The organism is Kribbella sp. NPDC048928, from assembly GCF_043197975.1.
Classification (GTDB): Bacteria; Actinomycetota; Actinomycetes; order Propionibacteriales; family Kribbellaceae; genus Kribbella.
The window spans coordinates 1,068,206-1,092,071 of the sequence record NZ_JBICUC010000002.1; the positions used below are offsets into that span (position 1 = coordinate 1,068,206).

The 23,866-nt window shown below is 69.5% G+C and carries 23 protein-coding genes; 15 read left to right on the forward strand and 8 right to left on the reverse strand.

Translation table 11 applies throughout. The features are described from left to right. The 5 genes from kdpC (at position 1) to ACGFI6_RS12140 (ending at position 6,045) form a co-directional block, all read left to right on the forward strand. On the forward strand, positions 1 to 573 hold the full coding sequence (gene kdpC / locus ACGFI6_RS12120; RefSeq protein ID WP_393117621.1) for a potassium-transporting ATPase subunit KdpC: 573 nt from the start codon (positions 1 to 3) through the stop codon (positions 571 to 573). A 12-nt stretch (positions 574 to 585) separates the two neighbouring features. Beyond that, positions 586 to 3,156, forward strand: coding sequence for a DUF4118 domain-containing protein (locus ACGFI6_RS12125; RefSeq protein ID WP_393117623.1), 2,571 nt, complete (start codon positions 586 to 588; stop codon positions 3,154 to 3,156). After that, the gene (locus ACGFI6_RS12130; RefSeq protein WP_393117624.1) at positions 3,134 to 3,811 is read left to right on the forward strand and encodes a response regulator; all 678 of its coding nucleotides are present in this window, start codon (positions 3,134 to 3,136) and stop codon (positions 3,809 to 3,811) included. The genes ACGFI6_RS12125 and ACGFI6_RS12130 overlap by 23 nt, the downstream gene beginning before the upstream one ends. A 49-nt stretch (positions 3,812 to 3,860) precedes the next feature. Continuing rightward, entirely contained in the window at positions 3,861 to 4,703 is an 843-nt protein-coding gene (locus ACGFI6_RS12135) for a hypothetical protein (protein WP_393117626.1), read from the forward strand. A 109-nt stretch (positions 4,704 to 4,812) separates the two neighbouring features. Then, entirely contained in the window at positions 4,813 to 6,045 is a 1,233-nt protein-coding gene (locus ACGFI6_RS12140; protein WP_393117627.1) for an SGNH/GDSL hydrolase family protein, read from the forward strand. Positions 6,046 to 6,152: 107 nt separating this feature from the next. Here the strand turns inward: ACGFI6_RS12140 and ACGFI6_RS12145 are convergent, their stop codons facing one another. From ACGFI6_RS12145 to ACGFI6_RS12160, 4 genes are all read right to left on the reverse strand, one after another. Then, complete coding sequence (locus ACGFI6_RS12145; RefSeq protein WP_393117629.1) at positions 6,153 to 7,574, reverse strand: aromatic amino acid lyase; 1,422 nt, start codon at positions 7,572 to 7,574, stop codon at positions 6,153 to 6,155. Positions 7,575 to 7,647: 73 nt separating this feature from the next. Further along, positions 7,648 to 8,652, reverse strand: coding sequence for a hypothetical protein (locus ACGFI6_RS12150; protein WP_393117631.1), 1,005 nt, complete (start codon positions 8,650 to 8,652; stop codon positions 7,648 to 7,650). A 119-nt stretch (positions 8,653 to 8,771) separates the two neighbouring features. Further along, on the reverse strand, positions 8,772 to 9,017 hold the full coding sequence (locus ACGFI6_RS12155; RefSeq protein ID WP_393117633.1) for a type B 50S ribosomal protein L31: 246 nt from the start codon (positions 9,015 to 9,017) through the stop codon (positions 8,772 to 8,774). After that, on the reverse strand, positions 9,014 to 10,099 hold the full coding sequence (locus ACGFI6_RS12160) for a CobW family GTP-binding protein (protein WP_393117635.1): 1,086 nt from the start codon (positions 10,097 to 10,099) through the stop codon (positions 9,014 to 9,016). Before ACGFI6_RS12160 ends, ACGFI6_RS12155 begins: the two co-directional genes overlap by 4 nt. A 103-nt stretch (positions 10,100 to 10,202) precedes the next feature. On the opposite strand from ACGFI6_RS12160, the gene rpmG reads away from it, so the two are divergent. After that, entirely contained in the window at positions 10,203 to 10,370 is a 168-nt protein-coding gene (rpmG, locus tag ACGFI6_RS12165) for a 50S ribosomal protein L33 (RefSeq protein ID WP_393117637.1), read from the forward strand. A gap of 32 nt (positions 10,371 to 10,402) precedes the next feature. On the opposite strand, the gene ACGFI6_RS12170 is transcribed toward rpmG, so the two are convergent. The 3 genes from ACGFI6_RS12170 to ACGFI6_RS12180 are packed head-to-tail and all read right to left on the reverse strand — an operon-like array spanning position 10,403 to position 12,255. Continuing rightward, a complete protein-coding gene (locus ACGFI6_RS12170; RefSeq protein WP_393117639.1) occupies positions 10,403 to 11,161 on the reverse strand; it encodes an IclR family transcriptional regulator in 759 nt (252 codons plus the stop codon). 15 nt (positions 11,162 to 11,176) lie between these two features. Further along, positions 11,177 to 11,368 carry a hypothetical protein gene (locus ACGFI6_RS12175; protein ID WP_393117640.1) on the reverse strand — a complete coding sequence of 64 codons (192 nt, stop codon included), beginning with the start codon at positions 11,366 to 11,368 and terminating at the stop codon, positions 11,177 to 11,179. Beyond that, positions 11,365 to 12,255, reverse strand: a complete 891-nt coding sequence (locus ACGFI6_RS12180) for a GNAT family N-acetyltransferase (protein WP_393117642.1) — start codon at positions 12,253 to 12,255, stop codon at positions 11,365 to 11,367. The genes ACGFI6_RS12175 and ACGFI6_RS12180 overlap by 4 nt, the downstream gene beginning before the upstream one ends. Before the next feature lie 107 nt (positions 12,256 to 12,362). On the opposite strand from ACGFI6_RS12180, the gene hutH reads away from it, so the two are divergent. From hutH to hutI, 9 genes are all read left to right on the forward strand, one after another. Next, positions 12,363 to 13,916, forward strand: a complete 1,554-nt coding sequence (gene hutH, locus ACGFI6_RS12185; protein WP_393117643.1) for a histidine ammonia-lyase — start codon at positions 12,363 to 12,365, stop codon at positions 13,914 to 13,916. Between the two features lie 16 nt (positions 13,917 to 13,932). Next, positions 13,933 to 15,588: a urocanate hydratase gene (gene hutU, locus ACGFI6_RS12190; RefSeq protein WP_393117645.1), complete on the forward strand. Its 1,656-nt coding sequence runs from the start codon at positions 13,933 to 13,935 to the stop codon at positions 15,586 to 15,588. Positions 15,589 to 15,706: 118 nt separating this feature from the next. Further along, positions 15,707 to 16,705 carry an ABC transporter ATP-binding protein gene (locus ACGFI6_RS12195; protein WP_393117646.1) on the forward strand — a complete coding sequence of 333 codons (999 nt, stop codon included), beginning with the start codon at positions 15,707 to 15,709 and terminating at the stop codon, positions 16,703 to 16,705. A 115-nt stretch (positions 16,706 to 16,820) separates the two neighbouring features. After that, complete coding sequence (locus tag ACGFI6_RS12200; RefSeq protein WP_393117648.1) at positions 16,821 to 17,477, forward strand: ABC transporter permease; 657 nt, start codon at positions 16,821 to 16,823, stop codon at positions 17,475 to 17,477. Between the two features lies 1 nt (position 17,478). Then, positions 17,479 to 18,129 carry an ABC transporter permease gene (locus ACGFI6_RS12205; protein ID WP_393117650.1) on the forward strand — a complete coding sequence of 217 codons (651 nt, stop codon included), beginning with the start codon at positions 17,479 to 17,481 and terminating at the stop codon, positions 18,127 to 18,129. A 79-nt stretch (positions 18,130 to 18,208) separates the two neighbouring features. Next, positions 18,209 to 19,138, forward strand: a complete 930-nt coding sequence (locus tag ACGFI6_RS12210; protein WP_393117652.1) for an ABC transporter substrate-binding protein — start codon at positions 18,209 to 18,211, stop codon at positions 19,136 to 19,138. Between the two features lie 7 nt (positions 19,139 to 19,145). Further along, positions 19,146 to 20,333, forward strand: a complete 1,188-nt coding sequence (locus tag ACGFI6_RS12215; protein ID WP_393117653.1) for an allantoate amidohydrolase — start codon at positions 19,146 to 19,148, stop codon at positions 20,331 to 20,333. Next, positions 20,330 to 21,640: a formimidoylglutamate deiminase gene (locus ACGFI6_RS12220; RefSeq protein WP_393117655.1), complete on the forward strand. Its 1,311-nt coding sequence runs from the start codon at positions 20,330 to 20,332 to the stop codon at positions 21,638 to 21,640. The genes ACGFI6_RS12215 and ACGFI6_RS12220 overlap by 4 nt, the downstream gene beginning before the upstream one ends. Further along, entirely contained in the window at positions 21,637 to 22,800 is a 1,164-nt protein-coding gene (gene hutI, locus ACGFI6_RS12225) for an imidazolonepropionase (RefSeq protein WP_393117656.1), read from the forward strand. The genes ACGFI6_RS12220 and hutI overlap by 4 nt, the downstream gene beginning before the upstream one ends. Positions 22,801 to 22,830: 30 nt before the next feature. Here the strand turns inward: hutI and ACGFI6_RS12230 are convergent, their stop codons facing one another. After that, positions 22,831 to 23,739, reverse strand: a complete 909-nt coding sequence (locus tag ACGFI6_RS12230; RefSeq protein ID WP_393117658.1) for a DUF559 domain-containing protein — start codon at positions 23,737 to 23,739, stop codon at positions 22,831 to 22,833. Between the last annotated feature and the right edge of the window lie 127 nt (positions 23,740 to 23,866).

A 23,866-nucleotide genomic window follows, 5' to 3' on the forward strand; every position in this document is an offset into this window, starting at 1 on the left:
TTGACAATGCCAAGCAGTTTTCGCCAGGCCGGGGTCGCGGTGCGCGTGCTCCTCGTCTTCACCGTTGTCCTGGGCATCCTTTATCCGCTGGCCATGACCGGCGTCGCGCAGGTCCTGTTCCACGGCAACGCGAACGGTTCGATCGTGAAGGTCGACGGCAAGCCGGTGGCGTCCGACCTGATCGGTCAGGCGTACCCGGACGGCTGGTTCCAGACCAGGCCATCGGCCGCCAAGTACGACGGGAAGGGCAGCGCCGCGTCCCAGTACGGGCCGAACAGCCCCGAGCTCGTCAAGCTGATCGAGCAGCGCCGGCAGGAGGTCGCGAAGCGCGAAGGGGTCGACCCGTCGCAGGTACCGCCGGACGCGGTCACCGCGAGTGGCAGCGGCCTGGATCCGGCGATCAGCCCGGCGTACGCCGCCCTGCAGATCCCCCGGGTGGCGCGGGAGCGCGACCTGTCCGTGGACCAGGTGAAGCAGCTGGTCAAGGACAACACCAAGGGCCGCACGCTCGGCTTCCTGGGCGAGCCGACGGTGAACGTGGTGACGCTGAACGCCGCGCTCGCCGCGGCCTGAGATCATCGAAGTATGAAGCGCGGGCACCTGCGGGTGTATCTCGGGGCCGCGCCCGGCGTAGGGAAGACCTACAAGATGCTGGGCGAGGGGCAGCGTCGGCGTGCGCGCGGCACCGACGTGGTGGCCGGGTTCGTCGAGACACACGGTCGCCAGCACACCGCGGAGATGCTGGACGGGCTCGAGGTGGTGCCGCGGCGGATCATCGACTACCGCGGCGCCAGCTTCACCGAGCTGGACCTGGACGCCGTCCTGGCCCGGCGGCCCGAGGTCGCGATGGTCGACGAGTTGGCGCACACCAACGTCCCGGGCAGCCGGAACGAGAAGCGCTGGCAGGACATCGAGGAGCTGCTGGCCGCCGGGATCGACGTGATCTCGGCGGTCAACATCCAGCACCTGGAGTCGATCAACGACGTGGTCGAGAAGATCACCGGCGTACCGCAGCAGGAGACGGTGCCGGACCGGGTGGTGCGGGCCGCCGACCAGATCGAGCTCGTCGACATGACGCCGGAGGCGCTGCGCCGGCGGATGGCGCACGGGAACGTGTACGCGGCCGACAAGATCGATGCTGCCCTGGGCAACTACTTCCGGGTCGGCAACCTGTCGGCGCTGCGTGAGCTCGCGCTGCTCTGGCTGGCGGATCGGGTGGATGCGGGCCTGCAGCAGTACCGCGCGGAGCACGACATCGACTCCACCTGGGAGGCCCGCGAGCGCGTCGTCGTCGCGCTCACCGGCGGACCGGAGGGGGAGACGCTGATCCGCCGCGCGGCCCGGATCGCGGCCCGCTCGTCGGGCGGCGATCTGCTCGCCGTGCACGTGGCACGGTCCGACGGACTGACCGGCGCGAACCCGAGCAAGCTGGCCGAGCAACGGAATCTGGTCGAGAAGCTTGGTGGCACCTATCACCAGGTGGTCGGCGACGACATCCCGGCCGCGCTGCTGACCTTCGCGGAGGCGGAGAACGCGACCCAACTGGTGCTCGGGGGCAGCCGCCGGTCGCGGTTCGGGTCGCTGTTCACCGGTCCCGGGATCGGCGCCACCACGATCCGCGACTCCGGTGAGATCGACGTACACCTCGTCACGCACTCGCAGATGGGGCGTGGGCGGCTGCCGCGGATGCGGGGGAGTCTGTCCCGCAAACGGAAGATTCAGGGCTTCGTACTGGCGGTTGTGCTGCCGCCGGTGCTTGCGCTCGTCCTGGGGCTCGGCGGCGACACGCTCAACCTGACCAGCAACGTACTGGCGTTCCTGTTCGCGGTGGTCGTGGTGGCGCTGGTCGGCGGGATGTGGCCGGCGATGGTGACCGCGATCGGCGGATCCCTGGTCCTGAACTGGTTCTTCACGCCGCCGCGGCGGACCTTCACGATCGCCGACCTGAACAACGCGCTCGCCCTGCTGATCTTCGTCCTGATCGCGGCGATGGTCAGTTCGGTCGTGGATCGTGCGGCCCGGCGGACCAGACAGGCGGCCCGGGCGGCCGCGGAGTCGGAGACGTTGGCGACCTTGGCCGGTTCGGTACTGCGCGGCGAGACGGCGCTGCCCGCCTTGCTGGAGCGGGTTCGGGAGGCGTTCGGGATGACCGGCGCCTGCCTGATGGAGCGTGTGGACGACGACGAGCTCACCGAGGTGTGGCGCCCGTTGGCGTCGGCCGGATCGCTCACCTGTACACGTCCGGAGGAGGCCGACGCGGAGATCCCGGCGCGCGACGACCTGGTGCTGGTACTGCAAGGGCATCAGCTGGAGGCGGACGAACGACGGCTGGTCGGCGCGTTCGCGGCCCACGCGGCGGCGCTCGTCGACCGCGGCCGGTTGAGCGAGGCGGCCGCCGAGGCGAAGCCGCTCGCCGAGGCGGACAAGTTGCGGACGGCGTTGCTCCGGGCGGTCGGCCACGACCTGCGGTCCCCGCTGGCGTCGGCCAAGGCGTCGGTGACGTCGTTGCGGAGTGACGACGTCGAGTGGAGCGAGTCGGAGCGCGCGGAGCTGCTCGAGACCGCCGACGAGTCGCTCGACCGGTTGTCGCGGCTGGTGGACAACCTGCTCGATCTGAGTCGCCTGCAGGCCGGCGTACTGCCGGTGTTCACCCGCCCGACGGCGCTCGACGAGATCCTCCCCGGCGTACTGGCCGAAGGCGGCGACGGTGCGGATCGAGTGACGGTCGACATCCCGGACACGCTGCCGCTGGTCGAGGCAGATCCGGCGCTGCTGGAGCGCGTCGTCGCGAACCTGCTGGCGAACGCGATCCGCTACTCGCCGGCCGGGCGCCCACCACTGATCACCGGAAGCGCGCTCGGCGACACCGTCGAGATCCGCGTCGTCGACCGCGGCCCGGGCATCCCGCGGGAGGACCGGGACCGGGTGTTCGCGCCGTTCCAGCGGCTCGGCGACACCGACAATACCGTCGGCGTCGGGCTCGGACTGGCGCTCGCCCGCGGACTCGCCGAGGCGATGCACGGCACGTTGCAGCCCGAGGACACTCCAGGTGGTGGACTGACCATGGTGGTCGCGATGCCGACAGCGCAAGCCGCCGACATCCCGGTCCCCGGCACGAGAGAAAGGTCAGGGAGTGACCCGAGTACTAGTGGTTGACGACGAGCCGCAGATCGTGCGGGCGTTGCAGATCAACCTGAAGGCGCGCGGGTACGAGGTGCACCTGGCCGGCACCGGTACGTCGGCGCTGAAGGTCGCCGCGCAGCACCCGCCGGAGCTGGTGATCCTCGACCTCGGGCTCCCGGACTTCGACGGCGTGGATGTGATCCGGGGGCTCCGCGGCTGGACCGACGCACCGATCCTGGTGCTGTCCGGGCGGACCGACCAGACCGACAAGGTCGAAGCGCTGGACGCCGGCGCGGACGACTACGTGACGAAGCCGTTCGGGATCGACGAGCTGCTCGCCCGGATGCGCGCCGTACTGCGACGCAGCAACCTTGCCCAGGACCAGCCGACCGTGACCGTCGGCGGCACCGCCGTCGACCTGTCCGCCAAACGCGTGACGCTGCCGAACGGCGAGGACATCCGGCTGACGCCGACCGAATGGCACCTGCTGGAGGTCCTGGTCCGCAACCCCGGCAAGCTGATGTCCCAGCGCCAGCTGCTGGTCGAGGTCTGGGGCCCCGGCTACGAGACCGCTGCCGGCAACCTCCGCTTCTACATGGGCCAGCTCCGCCGCAAACTCGAGCCCGACCCCGCCCGCCCGAAACACCTCCTCACCGAACCAGGCATGGGCTACCGCTTCGAGCCGTGACGTCCGATTCGTTCAAGACATCCGGGGACGGGTGCGAGAGGGTCGGGGTATGGACATCTTCACGGCAGGGCGCGACTTCGTACGGCGAGATGCGCGGGTGCTCGAGCGGCGGCTGTTCGCGACGATCTTCGAGGGAGCTGATCCGCGCGGAGTGGTCGATGCGCTGCGCGGGTATCAGAACGCCGACGGCGGGTTCGGGCAGGGGCTCGAGCCGGACAAGCGGTGCCCGGACAGTCTGCCGCTCGACGTAGAGGTCGCGTTCGACACGCTCCTCGCGGCGGACGCGCGCGACGACGACATGGTTCGGCCGGCCGTTGATTGGCTCGCGTCGGTGGCGACGCCGGACGGCGCGGTGCCGCTGTGTGGACCGGCCGTCGAGGGGTATCCGCGTGCCGAGCACATCACCGAGTGGACGTACCACCCGGACGTCAATCCGACCGCCGGGATCGTCGGCCGGCTGCACAAGCTCGGCATCGAACACCCCTGGCGGGACAAGGCAGGTGCCTGGTGCGCGGCCCAGCTCGGCAAGGGCTTCCCGGAGGACGCGCACGGGATGCACGAAGCGCTCGAGTTCCTCGAACACACCGGTGACACCGATGTCGACCGGATCCGCGACTGGCTGCCCAAGCTCGCGCACTACCGCGGTGACGCGGCCGATCCGTCGTACGGCGTGACGCCCTTGCAGTTCGCGCCGACGCCGGACAGCTTCTGGCGCCCGCTGTTCACCGACGAACAGCTCGACGCGCACCTCGACCGCCTGATCGCCGACCAGCAGGACGACGGCGGCTGGGCGATCACCTGGGAGCCGCCGGGCCCGGCCGCGACCCTCGAGTACCGCGGCATCGTGACGGTCGGTGCACTCCGCACGCTGAAGGCGTACAACCGCCTCTGATCGCTGATCTGCGACCGCTCACCGACGATCCGTGGTGAGCGGTTGCGCGCGTCCGGCCGCCTTGGGTGAATCGATGTAAACCTCGTATCCGCCCAACGAAGGTGGTCTCATGCGCCGTCTCAAACCGCTGGTCGTCGCACTCGCTCTGCTCGCCGTTCCACTGACTCCGACCGCAGCGGCCGCGCTGCCGGCTGCCGAGGCCGCGCCGCCGGCGGCCTGGGTCGGGAGCTGGTCGGTTGCCGTCACCCCGCCCGGCACGTCGGGGCCGACGCTGACCGGGGTCACCGACACGACCTTCCGTCAGATCGCACACCTGTCCGTCGGCGGTCCGCAGCTCCGGCTGCGGCTGTCGAACGTCTACGGCTCCAAGCCGCTCACGGTCGGAAAGGTCACCGTGACGCCGCGGTCCGGCGACCTGAACGGTACGCCGACCGTCGATCCCACCAAGCTCGCTCCGGTGCTGTTCGACGGCCGCGCCTCGGTCACGATCCCGGTTGGTGCCGACTGGGTGTCCGATCCGGTGCGCATCGACGTACCGGACGACTCCGATCTGGTGATCAGTACGTACTTCCCGGGTCCGACCGGGACGCTCACGCAGCACCCGTCCGGGTTCGCGAGCCGGTTCGTCGCCACCGGTGACCAGACCGGCAACGACGGGTCGTCGTACGAACAGCTCGCCGGTACGGCGCGGTACGTGATCGCCGGCATCGACGTGCAGAGTCGCGTCCGTGGTTCGGTCCTGTTGTTCGGCGACTCGATCACCGACGGCTCGGCCTCGCCGGTCGACCAGAACCTGCGGTACCCCGACCAGTTGGCCGACCGTCTGCAGGCCGGTCCGGCGGCGCGCGACCTCGGCATCCTGAACATGGGGATCGGAGGCAACCGCCTGCTCGACAACGCCGGTACGGCGGGGGACTCGACGCTCGCGCGCTTCGACCGGGACGTCCTCGCGCAGTCCGGTGTCCGGACCGTGGTGCTGCTCGAAGGCATCAACGACATCGGCAGCAGCCGCGGTGCGACGGATCCCGCGCAGCTGATCGCGGTCCAGCGGCAGTTCATCCACCGCGCCCATGAGGCCGGGCTGAAGGTCCTCGGCGCGACGCTCACGCCGTACGAGGGTGCTGGGTACTACACACCTGAAGGGGAAGCGGATCGGCAGGCGCTCAACACCTGGATCCGGACCTCCGGCGAGTACGACGGCGTCGTCGACTTCGACAAGGCCACCCGCGACCCGGCCGCCCCGGGGAAGTTCCTCCCCGCCTACGACTCCGGCGATCACCTGCACCCCAACGCCAACGGCTACAAGGCCATGGCCGCCACCTTCGACCTGCGCCAGCTGTAGGAGCTGTATCGAAGGACGGGTAGTGGTGCAGGATTTCGCGGCTCGCCGGACGGTGACGAGCCTGAGTCCGGTCGCGATGGCCGACCACTACCCGTTCTTCGGTACGCCTAGCCGGATTCAGCTGGGTGTTCGACCTGGCGGTCGCCCCATTGGGTGAGGAGGCCGCGGGCGATCTCCAGGTCCTCGCGGAGCGAGCGGTCGGCCAGGTCGCCCGGCAGGGCTGCCAGGGCGTCGGTCAGCCAGGGGGCGACGGCTGCGGGTGCGAGATCGACGGGTGTCAGGCCGGCCAGGCGGATCGCGCGTACGGCGGTGACGAGTTCGCTGGCGAGTACTTCGCGGAGCGCGTCGAGGAGTTGTTTGGTCAGGGCGGCCGCCTGCGGCGCGAAGCTCGCGTGCAGTTCGGCGCCGCGGGACAACGTGGCGGTACCGAGCGTGGCGGGCTGCGCGGACGAGCGGACGGCGGCGAGTGCGTCGTGGGCCACGTACTCGATCATCATCACGCCGGAGCTCGTCTCGGCACCACTGGCCAGGAACCTGCTGAGGCCGGTGTAGTCCGGGTCGACGAGGTTCGCGACGCGGGTGGTGGAGAGGGTCGCGACGCTGTGCAGGCTGAGACGGAGTGAGTCCAGCGCGAGCGCGATCGGCATCGCGTGCCAGTTGCCGTTGTGCAGTACGGCGTCGCCGGCCACCAGCGGGTTCTCCGCGGCCGCGTTGATGTCGATGCGAACACTGTTGCCCAGGGCATCCGAATGGTCGACGGCCGGGCCGAGCACCTGCGCGAAGGCCCGCACCCCGAAGGGGTCCTGGACACGGGCCGGCTGCAGCGGGAGGCCGTCGAGGAGATCGCGCATCCGGCGGGCGACCCGGACCTGGCCGGGCTGTGGACGCGCCTCGTGGACGCGGACGTCGTAGACCTCGGCGTTGCCGCGCAGTGCGACATGGGTGAGGGCGCCGACCAGCGGCACGACGTTGATCAGCGTGGACGCGTCGACGTACGCCAGGCAGCACTCGGCGAGCGTGAGCGCGTTGCTGGACAGGAGTGGGAGCGCGCTGGTGCCGTCGATGACGTCGCCGAGTGCGAGTCCGAGCTCGGCGAGCGGGCCGAGGTCGCCGGTCCCGATCGCGCCGCCGCGATGCAGGTCGGGCAGGTCGTCGTCGTTGAGCAGGCCAACGATCGTGTCGGCGACCGCCGGTTCGAGGCCCGAGCCGCCGGCGGCGAGCTGGTTCACCCGGATCAGCAGGCCCAGCCGTACGACATCCTTCGGGTACGAAGTTGTACCGGTGGTGGAGTGCGACGCGAGCAGCCGGGCGCCGTGCTCCGGGTCGGACGTCAGCACGTCGCGGTTCGCCCCGACGCCCGTGGTCCGCCCGTACACGGGCCGTCGCGCCGCCACCTCGGCCACCACGTGCGCCGACTCGCGCATCCGCTTCCGCGCGTCGTCGCTGAGCCGTACTGACGTACGCCGCTGCCCCAAGGCCACGGCGTCGAGCGGAGTCAGCCCGCTACCCGTGAGCTCGACCGGTTCCATCCCCTCAGTGTGGAACCGCCGGCCCCCTACTGACACCCGGCACGCCAACGCCGCCGTCTCGGATCCGAGACGATCAGGCTTGGGGAGGATCCGGTGCCAGATCGGGTAGAAGATCCTCCCCAACCCTGCGCACTCGGGCCCAGGCGACGAGGGCCACGGTGATCGCGACGACGGCGAACACCGCGCTGCCGAAGAAGGCGACCGGGAGCGAGGTGTTGTCCAGTTCGCGGGACTGCGTGAAGCCGGACCAGCAGTAGGTGAGAAGCGCGCCCGTCGCGAGCGCCAGCGTGTGCCGGGGCGTCCAGGCCTGGCGCCGGGCCCAGCGGACGATGACGGTTGTCGCCGTACCGAAGAGGACGAACCACCAGGCGACCGAGATCCACTCGGAGCCCAGACCGTCGGGGAACAGGACGGCCTCCAGCCAGTACGTGCTGGTCACGGCGAACCCGGTCAGGCCAACCAGGAGCGGCCGTGGCACGGTCCCGTCGACGGGTCGCGTCGTGCGGCGGCCCAGGACGAAGGCGAGTGCGATCAGTCCGAGGATCACGATCGCCGATCCGATGAACTCGGCCGCCGACGCGACGAAATGGAAACCGATGCCTTGCATGACGCCGAGCAGGGTCGAGCCGACGACGAAGACCGTCGCGACCGTCACCAGCCCGCGGCGACGCAACCACGGTCCCGACGGAGCGCAGGCCTCGATCAGGGCGATCGGTACGCAGATGCTCCAGATCGTGTGCAGCGTGATCGTCCCCTGGATCAGCGTGACGCTCAGCCCGAGGCCGGGAATCTCGCCGAACCCGGCGAAGCTGTCCAGCCCGAGATAAGCCGGATTGAACAGCATCTGGTCGATCGGGCCCTCCTCCAGGAGCGCGTACGCGACCGCCAGCAACACGATCCCGGTCCAGCCCAGACCGGCCCGGCGCGCGGTCTCGCGGATCAGGACCGCGCCGCCGCCGTACATCGGTGCGAACAGGAACAGCCACCCGAACGCGGCGATCGACTGGTTGCCGAGCAGGAACTCGCCGACGAACGGGGCCAGGAAGAACAGGCCAACGGCGGGCCACCAACGCTTCACGCTCTCGACGCTAGAGCAGCGCTGCGGCCTGGTCGTCCGACTTCGGTGTCCGGTCGGGTGACCAAAGAAAACAGCCCGTCGCCCTCGGGGGAGGGAGACGGGCTGGTTGGTGGTGCCGGTTACTTCTGGCCGTAGCGCTTCTTGAACTTCTCCACGCGGCCCTGGGTGTCCATCACGCGCTGCTGGCCCGTGTAGAACGGGTGCGTAGCGGACGAGATCTCGACGTCGACGACGGGATACGTGTTCCCGTCGTGCCAGACGACCGTCTCGCTGCTCTCGCGGGTCGAACCGGTGAGGAAGCTGAAGTCGCCGGACTTGTCCCGGAAGACGACCCGGCGGTAGTCGGGGTGAATGTCCTTCTTCATGCGGCAGTACTTCCTTCCAAGTAGGGGGCGAACGGATCGGTCAGTGGGTGGACCGCTTCATCCGCACGTAGGACACAACCGTCGAGGCGCTCCCGTAATTCCCGGGCGTCCAGCCCGACGCCGGTCAGCGAGAGGTACGACGCGCGGTCGCCGTACTCCGGGTGCCACTCGAGGGCGGACCGGGCCTGGTGCTGCTGTCCCACGGTCGGCCAACGGTCCGCGGGGAGGTCGGCCAGCCACGGACCGAGGGTGCCGATCGCGATGTTCGTACCGAAGCTGTCCCAGCTGAGCCGCCGACGGTGCTGCGTCGCGATCCACAACGTCCCGCGCCCGCGCGCCGAGCCGGCCACCAGGTCCTCGAGCGCGTCGTACAACCGCTCAGGATGAAACGGCCGATTGGACTGCCAGACGAACGTCAGCCCGTCCACCGCGGCGGCAATTGAGCCCGGTTCGACGCCTCTGGAGGGCCTCGGGGCGAACTGGCCCGCGTCGAGCAGACCAGCCGGAGCGTCCTTGACCAGCAGTCCTGGATTGATCGCCCGGAGCAGCTCGCCGACGTCGTCGGCGGTGGTGAGGATCGCTGCGTCGGCGTACTCGAGTTGGCGTACGACGACTTCGGCGGTCGCGCGGCCGTCCTCGACCGCGGTGGGGACGCCGCGTTCGCGGAGCAGATCCTCACCGGTGAGGTCGTCGGTGACGGTCGCTGCGTCGACGGTGGTGACGACCGAGGCGACGCACAGGTCCGCGTGCTGCTCGATCTCGGTGGCGATCGCGTGCGTGTCACCGGCGGCCGGGACGTTCACGATCGCGACGTCGTACCGCTCGACGGCGGCGATGCTCGCGAGCAGTTGGACGAGGGAGTTGCGCAGCGCGCACGACACGCACGGGTGCTCCATCGTGATCTCCTCACGGTCGATCACACCGGTGGCCGTACGGGCGGTCCGGACGACTGAGCCCGCGCTGAGGGTGCTCACGTCGTACTCCACCAAGACTCCGGAACGCCCCGCGGACGCCAGCAGATTCCCCGCGACGGAGCCGCGGAACCCCTCGTCGAGCCCCGTCAGCAAGGTCACGGGAAGCATCTGCTCTCCTGTCTTGTTGAAAACGATAACCAATACAAAGTACCCTGTCCGGCGGAATGCCCGCCAGTCGGCCGGCGTTCTACCTGACGAAAGAGAGGACAGCATGGCCAAGCGCAACGACCTCCGCCCCATCGTCAAACTCCGCAGTACCGCAGGCACCGGTTTCACCTACGTAACGCGCAAGAACAGGCGAAACAATCCCGACCGCCTGATCATCCGCAAGTACGACCCCCAGCTCCGCGAGCACGTCGACTTCCGCGAAGAGCGGTAAGCCCGTCCGGTGACTCGCCGGCCGCGCAAGGTCTAGCCGTGGAGGCGGCGGGTCAGGGCCTTGGCGGCTTGGCGGATTTTGTGCGCCAGGTGGGGACGGTCGGCCGGGGGGACTGTGGTGGTGGGGAAGGTGACGCTGATGGCGGCGACGGGATGGCCGGCGTGGTCAACGGCGGCGCTGGCCACGGAGGCCATGCCGGGGGTGATGAAGGAATCCTCGACGGCGAAGCCCTGTCGCTTCTCGTCGGCGAGCAGGCGGCGGAGCTGGCTGAGGGACCGCGGTCCGAGGTCGGTACGGCGGACGAAGGACTCCGGCGACGGGAACAACGCGCGGACCTGAGCGGGCGGGAGCTCGGCCAGTAAAGCGCGGCCGGAGGCGGTGAGGGTGGCAGGCAGACGTACGCCGACATCGGTCACCAGCGTGACCGGACGAGGCGGCTGCTCCTTCAGCAGGTACACCAACTCCCGCCCGTGCAGTACGCCGAGATGCGCCGTCTGACCGATCTCGTGCACGAGCTGAACCAGCAGCGGCCGCGCCAGCCGCTCCAGCGGATCGTGCCGCAGATAGGCGGACCCGATCTCGAAGGCGGCGACCCCGAGCCCGTACCGCTTCTCCTCGGGCAGATGGACGACGAACCCCTCGTCGATCATTGCTCGCAGCAAGTGGTACGTCGACGAGCGCGGCAACCCGACCGCGGAGGCGATGCGCTCCATCGGTACCGGACCGGGCTGGGTGGCCAGGAACGTGAGTACCCGCAGCGTGCGGGTCGACGCGGGAACGTTGCCGCTCACAACGGCAGCGTAACCTCAGACGCTGGAGGAGTCGCGCTTCTTCGAGCGGGTGCGGCGGATCCAGAACCGGAAGCACTCGCCCAGGACGGCGATCGCGAACAGCCCGCCGGCAATACCCCAGTCCAGGACCTCGGAGCCGGAGACCAGCAGCCCGACGCCGAGCGACAGCACCAGGAAGAGCGTCAGCGAGACCGCAAGCCGCTTCACAGCGCCTTCTCCGCGGTCCACGCGCCGGAGGTCTCGCGGTACCCGAGCCACCGGTTCACGGCGAGCATCGGCTCGTTCGCCGCGTCGTTTCCGGTCGAGGCGACCGTGAATCCGGCATCGCGGGCCCGTGCGAGCGCTGCCGACTTCACCACCTTCGCCAGCCCGCGACCGCGCGCGGCCGGGATCGTCCCGGTCAAATTCGACCAGATCAGCTTCCGGTCCGGGTCGGCGGTCGTGGTGACGAACGACAGCACCCGGTCACCATCCAGTACGGCGACGCTCAGATCGGACCGCCCGTCCGGGTTGTGCCAGGACGTCTGCACCCACTCCTCGTACTGCGGTCCGCCCGAGAACCCACTCGGATCGTCGTCGCGGACCTGCACCTCGGCGTCGTACAACTGCCGCGGCTCCAACTCGTCGTACGTCACCAGACGCAACCCGTCGGGTACCTCGAGCGGCTCGCGGGCGGCGGTCAGGTCGGCGGTGGAGTGCGTCATCCGGCGCCCGATCGTGAACCCGCGATGGGTCGCGAAGTCCCGCGCGTCGTCACTCACCCCGACCAGCAGCCGTCCGGCGCCGAGCGCGACGGCCCGCTCCGTGAGCGCGGTGAGCAGTGCGCTGCCGATCCCGCGCCCGCGGTACTCCGGCGGAACCTGGACCGTGATCCGCACCCGTGGCGCCTCGGCGTCCGCCGGCGGCCGGTAGAGGTTCGCGTAGCCGACGACGTCCGGGCCGTCGACGGCGATCAGCACTTCCTGGCTCCGGCCGCGGCTGAGTTGCAGCTCGATTGCCCGCGCAGTCTTGACCAGTTGCGGCATCACGGCCGCCCAGACCCGGGCGACGCCCGCCGCATCCTTCGGCCGCGCCGTCCGGATCTCGAACACCATGCCCGAACTCTACGGCTACCGAGGGTCGCCACCCCTGTCTCAGACCCGAGACAGAAAGTGGTACGGCGCTGCTGTCGGCGAGCGATCCGGCGCGGTGCAATGTTCGGGTGGAACACACAGTGAATGGCACGGTGGCGGTCGGCGTCGGCCCGCTGACCGCGGCGCAGGTGGTCGCGGTCGCGCGGTACGGCGCCCAGGTACGGATCGACGACCAGGCTCTCGAGGAGATCGCGAAGTCGCGCGCCGCGATCGAGGCGCTGGCCCACGCGGACACCCCGCACTACGGCGTCTCGACCGGATTCGGCGCGCTCGCCACCCGGCACATCGCACCCGAACTGCGAGCGCAGCTGCAGCGCAGCCTGATCCGGTCGCACGCGGCCGGCTCGGGTCCCGAGGTGGAGACCGAGGTCGTCCGCGCGCTCGCACTGCTCAGACTGTCGACCCTCGCCACCGGCCGCACCGGGGTGAAGGTCGAGACCGCTCAGGCGTACGCCGGTCTGCTGAACGCGCACCTGACGCCGATCGTGCACGAGTACGGCAGCCTCGGCTGCTCCGGAGATCTCGCGCCGTTGTCCCATGTCGCGCTCGCGATCATGGGCGAAGGCAAGGTCCGCGATGCCGACGGCAACCTTCTCGATGCCGGGGAGGCGTTGCAGCGCAACGGTCTGCAACCGGTCGTACTGGCCGAGAAGGAAGGCCTCGCGCTGATCAACGGGACCGACGGCATGCTCGGCATGCTCGTCCTCGCGCTCGCCGACCTGGATCGGCTGTTCAAGACCGCCGACCTGGCCGCCGCGATGAGTGTCGAGGCCCAGCTCGGTACCGACCGGGTCTTCGCCGAGGACCTGCAAGCGCTGCGACCGCATCCTGGCCAAGGAAAAGCCGCCGCCAATCTGCGCGTGATTCTCAAGGACAGTGCGATCGTCGCCAGCCACCGCGGCCCGGACTGCAACCGCGTCCAGGACGCGTACTCGCTCCGCTGCTCTCCCCAGGTCCACGGCGCCGCCCGCGACACCGCCGAGCACGCCAAGAACGTTGCCGGGTACGAGCTCCAAGCCGCGATCGACAACCCCGTCGTACTCCCCGACGGCCGTGTGGAGTCGAACGGGAACTTCCACGGCGCCCCGATCGGGTACGTACTCGACTTCCTCGCGATCGCCGTCGCGGACCTCGCGAGCATCAGCGAACGCCGCACCGACCGCTTCCTCGACGTCGCGCGCAGCCACGGCCTGAACGCGTTCCTGGCCGACGATCCGGGCGTCGACAGCGGCCACATGATCGCGCAGTACACCCAGGCCGCGATCGTCTCCGAACTCAAGCGCCTCGCCGTACCGGCCAGTGTCGACTCGATCCCGAGCAGCGCGATGCAGGAGGACCACGTCTCGATGGGCTGGTCCGCGGCCCGCAAGCTGCGCAAGTCCGTCGACGGTCTGCAGCGCGTACTGGCGATCGAGATCCTCACCGCCGCGCGGGCGCTCGACCTGCGCGCACCGCTCGACCCGGCGCCGGCCACCGCGGCCGCCCGGGCAGCCCTCCGGCAGTACGTCGATGGCCCGGGCACCGATCGCCATCTCGCCCCCGAACTCGAGCACTCCGTCCAACTCGTTGCCAACGGCACCTACATCGAAGCGACCGAGGCCGTCACCGGCCCGCTGAATTAGAAAGGCTGGATCACCCATGTCCGGACCACGTCCCGTCCGCGCACCCCGCGGTACCACCCTGACCGCCCGCGGCTGGCAGCAGGAGGCCGCGCTGCGGATGCTGCAGAACAACCTCGACCCGGAGGTTGCCGAGCACCCCGACGAGCTCGTCGTGTACGGCGGTTCCGGCAAGGCCGCCCGGGACTGGAACTCGTTCGACGCGATGGTCCGGACGCTGACCACGCTGAAGGACGACGAGACCATGCTCGTCCAGTCCGGCCGTCCGGTCGGCGTCATGCAGACGCACGAGTGGGCGCCGCGGGTACTGATCGCGAACTCGAACCTGGTCGGCGACTGGGCCACCTGGGAGGAGTTCCGCAAGCTCGAGGCGATGGGGCTGACGATGTACGGCCAGATGACGGCCGGCTCGTGGATCTACATCGGCACCCAGGGCATCCTGCAGGGGACGTACGAGACGTTCGGTGCGGTCGCGGACAAGAAGTTCGGCGGCTCGCTGGCCGGCACCGTCACGCTGACCGCCGGCCTCGGCGGGATGGGTGGTGCGCAGCCGCTGGCCGTCACGATGAACGACGGTGTGGCGATCTGCATCGACGTCGACGAGTCCCGCATCCAGCGCCGCATCGAGCACCGCTACCTCGACGTACGGGCGTCGTCCGTCGACGAGGCGCTGCGGCTCGCGGAGGAGGCGAAGAGGGCGCGGAAGCCGTTGTCGATCGGTGTCCTCGGCAACGCCGCCACGATCGTGCCCGACCTGCTCAAGCGGGGTGCGCCGATCGACGTGGTCACCGACCAGACGTCGGCGCACGACCCGTTGATGTACCTGCCGATCGGCGTCGAGTTCGAGGACTGGACGACCGCGCGGGAGAAGGACCCGGCCGGGTTCACCGAGCGCGCGCAGGAGTCGATGGCCAAGCACGTGCAGGCGATGGTCGAGTTCCAGGACGCGGGCGCCGAGGTGTTCGACTACGGCAACTCGATCCGCGACGAGGCCCGCAAGGCCGGGTACGCCCGCGCGTTCGAGTTCCCCGGCTTCGTACCGGCGTACATCCGGCCGTTGTTCTGTGAAGGAAAGGGCCCGTTCCGGTGGGCGGCGCTGTCCGGCAACCCGGCCGACATCGCGAAGACCGACCAGGCCATCCTCGACCTGTTCCCGGACAACGAGCACCTTGCGCGCTGGATCAAGCTGGCCGGCGAGCGGGTCGCGTTCCAGGGGCTGCCGGCCCGGATCTGCTGGCTCGGGCAGGGCGAGCGCGACAAGGCCGGCGTCCGGTTCAACGAGATGGTTGCCTCCGGCGAGCTCGAGGCGCCGATCGTGATCGGTCGCGACCACCTGGACACCGGCAGCGTCGCGTCGCCGTACCGGGAGACCGAAGGCATGCTCGACGGCTCGGACGCGATCGCGGACTGGCCGTTGCTGAACGCGATGGTGAACGTGGCCAGCGGCGCGTCCTGGGTGTCGATCCACCATGGCGGCGGCGTCGGGATCGGCCGGTCCATCCACGCCGGCCAGGTGTCCGTTGCCGATGGCACCGACCTGGCGCGGCGGAAGCTGGAAAGAGTACTGACCAACGACCCGGCGATGGGTGTGATCCGTCACGTCGACGCCGGCTACGACACGGCCGCCGAGGTCGCCGCGGAGAAGGGGGTCAGGGTCCCGATGCGGGAGTCCTGAGCACGGTCAGTATCTCTACCGTTACAGTGCACTTTCCTGCGGATCGGGCTGACCGCGTGGATTCGGTCTGACGTTCCGCTAGGGTCTTTCGGGCGACCAACGAGCGCGAAGGGGCGCCATGATCGAGTTCGAGGACGTCACCAAGCAGTATCCGGACGGCACCGTCGCCGTCGACACCCTGTCCCTGCGGATCCCGAGCAACCAGATCACCGTCTTCGTCGGTCCGTCCGGCTGTGGCAAGACCACGTCGCTGCGGATGATCAACCGGACCATCGAGCGGACCTCCGGGACGATCTCGATCGACGGCCAGGACATCAACGCCCAGGATCCGGTGACCCTGCGCCGCGGCATCGGGTACGTGATCCAGAACGCCGGCCTGTTCCCGCACAAGACCGTGGTGGACAACATCGCCACCGTGCCGAAGCTGCTCGGCTGGGACAAGCACAAGGCGCACAGTACGGCGATGGAGCTGCTCGAACGCGTCGGCCTGGACCCGGTGATGGCCAAGCGGTACCCGGCTCAGCTGTCCGGTGGCCAGCAGCAACGAGTCGGCGTCGCGCGGGCGCTGGCGGCGGATCCGGCGATCATGCTGATGGACGAGCCGTTCAGCGCGGTCGACCCGATCGTCCGCCACCAGTTGCAGGAGGAACTGCTCCGGCTGCAGCGCGACATCGGCAAGACGATCGTGTTCGTCACCCACGACATCGACGAGGCGATCAAGCTCGGGGACAACGTCGCCGTACTGCAGGTCGGCGGCAAGCTGGCCCAGTTCGCGCCGCCGGCCGAGCTGCTCGCGCATCCGGCCGACGACTTCGTCCGCGGGTTCGTCGGGCAGGATCGCGGTTACCGCGCGCTGACGTTTGTGCATCCCGAGGAGTTGCCGGTGCAGCCGGTGCCGGCCGAGCTCGCGCTGAAGGACGGCGTACCGGTCGGCTGGCGCAACGGCTCCGAGGACCTGCAGCCGCTCGGCGCAGTCTTCAAACGCGGCGACTCGCTCCGCGCGGCCTTGGACGCCGTACTGACGTCCCCGAACGGCCTGGGCGTGGTCGTCGACAATGAAGGCCGCGCGGTCGGTGTCGTGGACCAGAGTGCCGTAGCGGAGGCGCTCCGCTCATGACTGCGCTGATGTCGCGACTCCGTCGCGACGGGTCATGGGGCTGGAACTCCCGGTCTTCCCTCGTCGCTCCGGTCGCTTCGCTCCCTCCACTCCTCAGTCCAGACCGGGAGGCCCCATGACGTGGATCGGCGACAACCTGGGTCTGATCTGGGAGCAGTTGCGCGAGCACCTCTACCTGGCGATCCTGCCTGTCATCCTCGGGCTGATCATCTCGGTGCCGCTGGGGTACGTCGCGACGCGCTACTCGTGGCTCGCGAATCCGCTGATCGCGTTCGGCGGACTGCTCTACTCGCTCCCGTCGATCGCACTGTTCATCGTGCTGCCCGCGATCCTCGGCACCAAGGTGCTGTCCACGGTCAACATCATCGTGGCGCTTACCATCTACACGGTCAGCCTGCTGATCCGGAACGTGATCGACGGACTCCGCTCCGTACCACCAGACGTCCGGCAGTCCGCGATCGCGGTCGGGTACGGCGACCTGCACCGGCTGATCGCGGTGGACCTGCCGATCGCCGTACCGGTGATCTTCACCGGCCTGCGGGTCGTCACGGTGGCGAACATCTCGATGGTCAGCGTCGGCGCGGTGATCGGGATCGGCGGGCTGGGCGAGCTGTTCACGCTCGGCTTCCAGAAGGCTTTCCTGACGCCGGTCGTGGTCGGCGTGGTGCTCTCCCTGGCGCTGGCCCTGCTCGCGGATCTGTTGCTCGTCACGCTGCAGCGGGTACTGACTCCCTGGGCGCGGGCCATGGCCCCAGTGGCGGAGGTGGCGTGACATGTGGGAGTACCTGACCGACCCGTTCAACTGGTCCGGCAACGAAGGCATCTGGGCCCGGATCCTGCAGCACCTCTGGTACACGTTCGCCGCGCTCGGTCTGTCGGTGGTGATCGGGTTGCCGATCGGGCTGCGGATCGGGCACACCCGGCGGGGCGCGTTCCTGGCGATCAACCTCGGCAACGCGGCCCGCGCGCTGCCCAGCCTCGGGTTGCTGATGCTGGCAGTGCTGCTGACCGACCAGATCGGCTTCCTGCCGGTGCTGATCGCGCTGGTCGCGCTGGGCATCCCGCCGATCCTCGCCTCGACGTACGCCGGCCTGTCGGGTGTCGATCCGGCGACGATCGACGCCGCCCGCGGGATGGGGATGACCGGGCGCGAGATCCTGACCAAGGTGGAGATCCCGATCGGGCTGCCGCTGATCATCTCCGGCGTCCGGAGCGCGACGCTGCAGATCGTCTCGACCGCGACCATCGCGGCGCTGGTGTCGCTCGGCGGCCTCGGGCGGTACGTGATCGACGGGCTGAAGCTCCGGGACTTCCCGCAGATGTTCACCGGCGCGCTGCTGGTGGCGCTGATGGCCCTGCTGCTCGACGCCCTGTTCGCGCTGATCGGCCGGATCACCGTCTCACCGGGCCTGAAACTCAACTGAACTGTCCATGGAACCTGATGAACTTGCGCTACATCCATCGGCACCGGTCGATGGCTGAACGAGAACACTGGAGGCTCTCGTGTTGAGATCCACACTCATCCGTACTGCGATCGCCGGGATGGCGGTGCTCGGCCTGGCCGGTTGTGGGGGTGGGGGCGACCAGCTCGGCAACGACAACGCGGGGTCCTCACCCGCGCCGTCCAAGGTGAGCAGCATCACCGTCGGGTCCGCCGACTTCTCCGAGAGCCAGCTGATCGCCGAGATCTACGGTCAGGCGCTCGCGGCCAAGGGCATCGAGGTCAAGAAGAAGCCGAACATCGGCAACCGCGAGACCTACATGGCCGCGATCAAGGACGGGTCCGTCGACCTCGTCCCGGAGTACACCGGTGCCGCACTGGTGTACTTCGACAAGAACTCCACCGAGACCGACGCCCAGAAGTCGTACGACGCGCTGAAGAAGGCGCTGCCGTCCGGGCTGGAGGTCCTGGAGATGTCGCCGGCCGCCGACGAGGACACCATCGTGGTGACCAAGGCGACCGCGGACAAGTACAACCTGAAGTCGCTGGCCGACCTGAAGCCGGTCGGCAAGGAACTGGTCGCCGGCGGGTCGACCGAGTTCAAGGTCCGGACCGCGGGCCTGAAGGGGCTCAAGGAGAAGTACGGCGTCGAGTTCAAGGACTACAAGACGCTGGACGCCGGTGGCCCGCTGAGCATCAAGGCGCTCACCGACAACACCATCCAGGTCACCGACCTGTTCACCACCCAGGCCGTGATCAAGGACAAGGGCTGGGTGCAGCTGGACGACCCGGAGGGCATCCTGCCCCCGAACAACATCGTTCCGCTGATCCGGACCGACCACAAGTCCGACGACGTCACCGCGGCGCTGAACGCGGTCGACGCCAAGCTGACCACGGACGCGCTGACCGACCTGGTCAAGCGGATCGACGTCGGCAAGGAGAGCGCGGACGCGGTCGCCAAGGACTGGCTGTCGAAGAACCCGTTGTCGTGAGCCGGTCTTGAGCTTCGAAACCCTGTGGGCCGACGAGTCCGCCATCGGCCGTGACCCCGAAACCGGCGGTTACACCCGCGGCGGCTGGTCCCCCACCGAACGCGAGGCGACGCACTGGTTCCTGGACCAGTGCGCCGCCCGCAACCTCCCCGTCCAAACCGACCCAATAGGCAACCACATCGCCTGGTGGAGCGCCGGCGACGGTCCTGGGGTGGTCACCGGGAGTCATCTGGACTCGGTGATTGATGGTGGCGCGTTCGATGGGCCTCTTGGGGTGGTTTCGGCCTTGGCGGCGGTGGATCGGTTGCGGGCCGAGGGGTTCGAGCCGGGCGTGCCGATCGGGATCGGGGCGTTCGTGGAGGAAGAAGGAGCGCGGTTCGGGATGCCCTGCCTGGGGTCCCGGGTCGCGACCGGCGTACTGCCCGCGGACAAGGCCCTGCAGTTACAGGACCGTACGGGGGTCGGCCTCGCCCAAGCCCTGGAGCAGGCCGGCCTCGACCCGACCGCGATCGGTCCCTCACCCCTGGTGGAGCGGATGGGGACCTTCATCGAGTTGCACGTCGAGCAGGGCCGGGGTCTGACCGCACCGGTCGGCGTCGCGAGCTCGATCTGGCCGCACGGGCGCTACCGCTTCACGTTCGGCGGCGAGGCCAATCACGCCGGTACGACCCTGATGGAAGACCGGCACGACCCGATGCTGACGTACGCAATGACCGCCCTCGCCGCGAACAAACAGGCCCGCCTGGCCGGCGCCCGCGCCACCTTCGGCCGCGTCTCCGTCGAGCCGAACGGCACCAACGCCGTACCGTCCCAGGTCACCGCCTGGCTCGACGCCCGCGCCGCCGACACCGGCACCCTCGAATCGTTGCTCGCAGCAATCACCAAGCAAGCCACCGAACGCGCCGAGCGCGACGGCACCACGCTCGAGGTCACCGCCGAGTCGGTCTCGCCGATCGTAGACTTCCCGGCCGGCCTCCGCGATCGGCTCGTGAACGTTCTCGATGGCGCCCCGGTCCTGCCGACCGGAGCGGGCCACGACGCGGGCGTGTTCTCCGCGGCCGGGATCCCGACCGCGATGCTGTTCGTCCGCAACCCGACCGGCGTCTCACATTCCCCCGCGGAGTACGCGGAACAGGACGACTGCCTCGCGGGCGTCGAAGCCTTGGCTGCCGTACTGAAGGACCTCGCGAAGTGACCTCGTACTGGTGCGAGACCGCCGTCCTCCCGAGCGGTCTCGCATCCCGAGTCCTGCTGACCGTTGCGGACGGCCGATTCACATCGGTGGAGACCGATGTGGATCCGGGCGACGCGCAGATCCTGAACGGTCTGGTCGTCCCCGGCCTCGCGAACTGTCACAGTCACGCGTTCCACCGCGCGCTCCGCGGCCGGACGCAGACCGAGCGCGGGACGTTCTGGACGTGGCGCGAGCAGATGTACGCCGTCGCCGCCGCGCTCACCCCCGACACGTACTACGACCTCGCCCGCGCGGCGTACGGCGAGATGCTGCTGGCCGGCATCACCGCGGTCGGCGAGTTCCACTACCTGCACCACGCGCCCGGCGGCAAACGGTACGACGACGCGAATGCGATGGGTGTGGCGCTGATCTCGGCCGCGCGGGACGTCGGCATCAGGATCGCGCTGCTCGACACCTGTTACGTTGCCGGCGGCATCGATCAGCCGCTCAACGACGTACAGCAACGCTTCAGTGACGGCGATGCGACCGCTTGGGCCTCCCGGGTCGCTGGGCTGCAGGGCGCCGAGGACGTGGTGGTCGGGGCGGCGGCGCATTCGATCCGGGGCGTTCCGCAGGATCAGCTCGGTGCGGTCGCGTCGGCATTCCCTGACGTACCGCTGCATGTTCATCTGTCCGAGCAGGTTGCTGAGAACGAGGCCAGCCTCGCTGCGTACGGGCGGACGCCGGCGCAGGTTCTCGACGAGGCCGGGTTCCTCAGTGGGCGTACGAGTGCGGTGCATGCGACGCATCTGACCTCGGTCGATGTCGGGCTGCTCGGGAGCTCGGCGACGTACTCCTGCTTCTGCCCGACGACCGAACGCGACCTGGCAGACGGCATCGGACCGGCCACGCAGTTGCGCGACGCCGGTTCGGCGCTGACGCTCGGATCGGACAGCCACGCGGTGATCGACCTGTTCGAGGAGATGCGCGCGGTCGAGCTCAACGAACGCCTCGCGACCCAGGAACGCGGACACTGGTCGGCGGCCGAGCTGCTGAAGGCCGCCACTGTCGACGGTCATCGATCGATCGGCTTCGACGACGCCGGCGCGATCGCGTCCGGAGCCCGCGCGGATCTGGTGGCGATCCGCCTCGACACCGTTCGCACCGCCGGCACCGGTGGCACCGGAGAAACGGCCGTGTTCGCCGCATCGGCCGCGGACGTGTCAGATGTCGTCGTCTCCGGCAAACACCTGGTTGCCGATGGCAAACATCTTCGGGTGGATGTCGCGGCTGAGTTGGCTTCCTCGATCACGGCGGTGACCCGATGACCTCACTCCTCCTGACCGGAATCAATTCGCTGGTGACCAACGACCCCGCGCGAGGCGGGCTGCTGGGCGAGGTCGGGGATGCGGCGCTCGTGATCGAGGGGAGTACGGTCGCGTGGGTCGGATCGCGCCGTGACGCCCCGGCGGCGGACAGTGCGGTCGACCTCGGCGGCCGTGCAGTGATCCCCGGGTTCGTCGACTCGCATTCACATCTGGTGTTCGCGGGGGACCGTGCGGCCGAGTTCGCTGCCCGGATGACCGGTACGCCGTACTCGGCCGGCGGCATTCGGACCACGGTCGCGGCGACCCGCGAGGCGACCGACGAGCAGCTGACCGCGAACGTCTCCCGACTCGTGACCGAGATGCGCCGCCAGGGCACGACTACGGTCGAGATCAAGTCCGGGTACGGCCTGACGGTCGCGGACGAGGCGCGCAGCCTGCAGATCGCGGGGCAGTTCACCGACGAGACGACGTACCTGGGTGCGCACGTCGTACCGGCCGAGTACGCGGACGACCCGGCGGGGTACGTGTCGCTGGTGACCGGGCCGATGCTCGACGCCGCGGCACCGCACGCGAAGTGGATCGACGTGTTCGTCGAGCGTGGTGCGTTCGACGCGGACCAGGGGCGCGCGATCCTCCAGGCCGGGATCGCACGCGGGCTGCAGCCGCGCATCCACGCCAACCAGCTCGGCGAGGGCCCAGGCGTCCAGCTCGCCGCCGAGGTCGGCGCGGCCTCCGCCGACCACTGCACGTACCTCACCGACGCGGACGTCGACGCGCTTGCCTCCAGCGGGGTCGTCGCCGGCCTGCTGCCCGCGATCGAGTTCTCCACCAGGTCGCCGTACCCCGACGCCCGCCGCCTCCTGGACGCCGGCGTCACCGTAGCCCTCGCCACCGACTGCAACCCCGGCTCCGGCTACTCCTCCTCGATGCCCTTCTGCATCGCCCTCGCCGTCCGCGAGATGCACATGACCCCCGCCGAGGCCCTCTGGTCCGCCACCGCCGGCGGCGCCGCCTCCCTCCGCCGCCCCGACCTCGGCCACCTGACCCCCGGCGCCCAAGCCAACCTCACAGTCCTCGACGCCCCCACCCACCTACACCTCCCCTACCGCCCCGCCGTCCCCCTCGTAACCCAAACCTTCCTCGCCGGCCGCCCAGTCTGAATGCGGGGGCGGACCGCCAGCCCATCACAATCAGCACGCCACCCACTCGGTCCCGCCTGAGGCAGCCCGCATCCGCACATTGTGATGGCCTGGGGATCCGGCCATTGCCTGCCGGACCGCGTCGACCACCCACTCCGGGTGAAACATCACGTCCTCCCAGGAGAAGCGGAGCACCCGCCAGCCGCGGATAGTGAGGTTGGTGTGCCGGCGACAATCCCGGGCCAGTGCTGCCCTCGAACCGTGGAAGGCGAAGCTGTCGGCCTCGAGCGCCAGCAAGAGTTCCCGGTGTCCCAGGTCGACGCGCGCCGAGAAGACGCCGTCCCGAACGACGACCTGCGGCTCGAAGCCCTCGATGCCGGCCTCGATCAGAATCGCGCGCACGACCGACTCCAGCGGTGACTCGGACCGGTCGTCCGCGGCCGCCGCGACCCGACGCGCTCGACGGCACCCGGGCCCGCTCAGGTCGGCGGCCGCGACCATGAGCTGGGATCGGTCCAACGCGCGCCCGCGGAGCGCCGAGTCCGCGATCGTCAGACCGGCCGCGAACGGCAGGGTCCGCGCACAGTCCAGCACCGTCTGCAGCCTGGTGGTGCAGGGACCGTCGGCGGATACGTTGTCCGCCCAATGCAGTTCGCACGCCACCGGGCTCAGTCGTCGGTGTTGGCCCCGCGGGACGGTGATCTGCGGCTTGTCCGGCAACTCCAGAACATCGAAGCCGTGCAGGACCGCGGCGCTGACATGCGACACGAGCCCGCCCTGGGCGCGTGCGGCCGCGATGGGATCGGGCGCAGCCGGCAGCGCGTACACGCCTTTCGCGATGCGGCGGATCGATCCGCCGTCCAGGGCTGCGCGGATCGCGCGTCCAGAGACGAGGGCGCGCAACTGCCCGAACGTCGCCGTGCCCTCGCGGCGCAACAGAACATCTACGACTTCAGGCATGTACTCATCGTGACGTAATCGCCGGTTTCGCCGCTCGAGTTATCCACACGCGGACCGCCAGGCCATCACAATGCGCGCCCCGGCCGTCGCCTCCCGCGTGGGCGGGCGTCGACCCGGCGATTGTGAT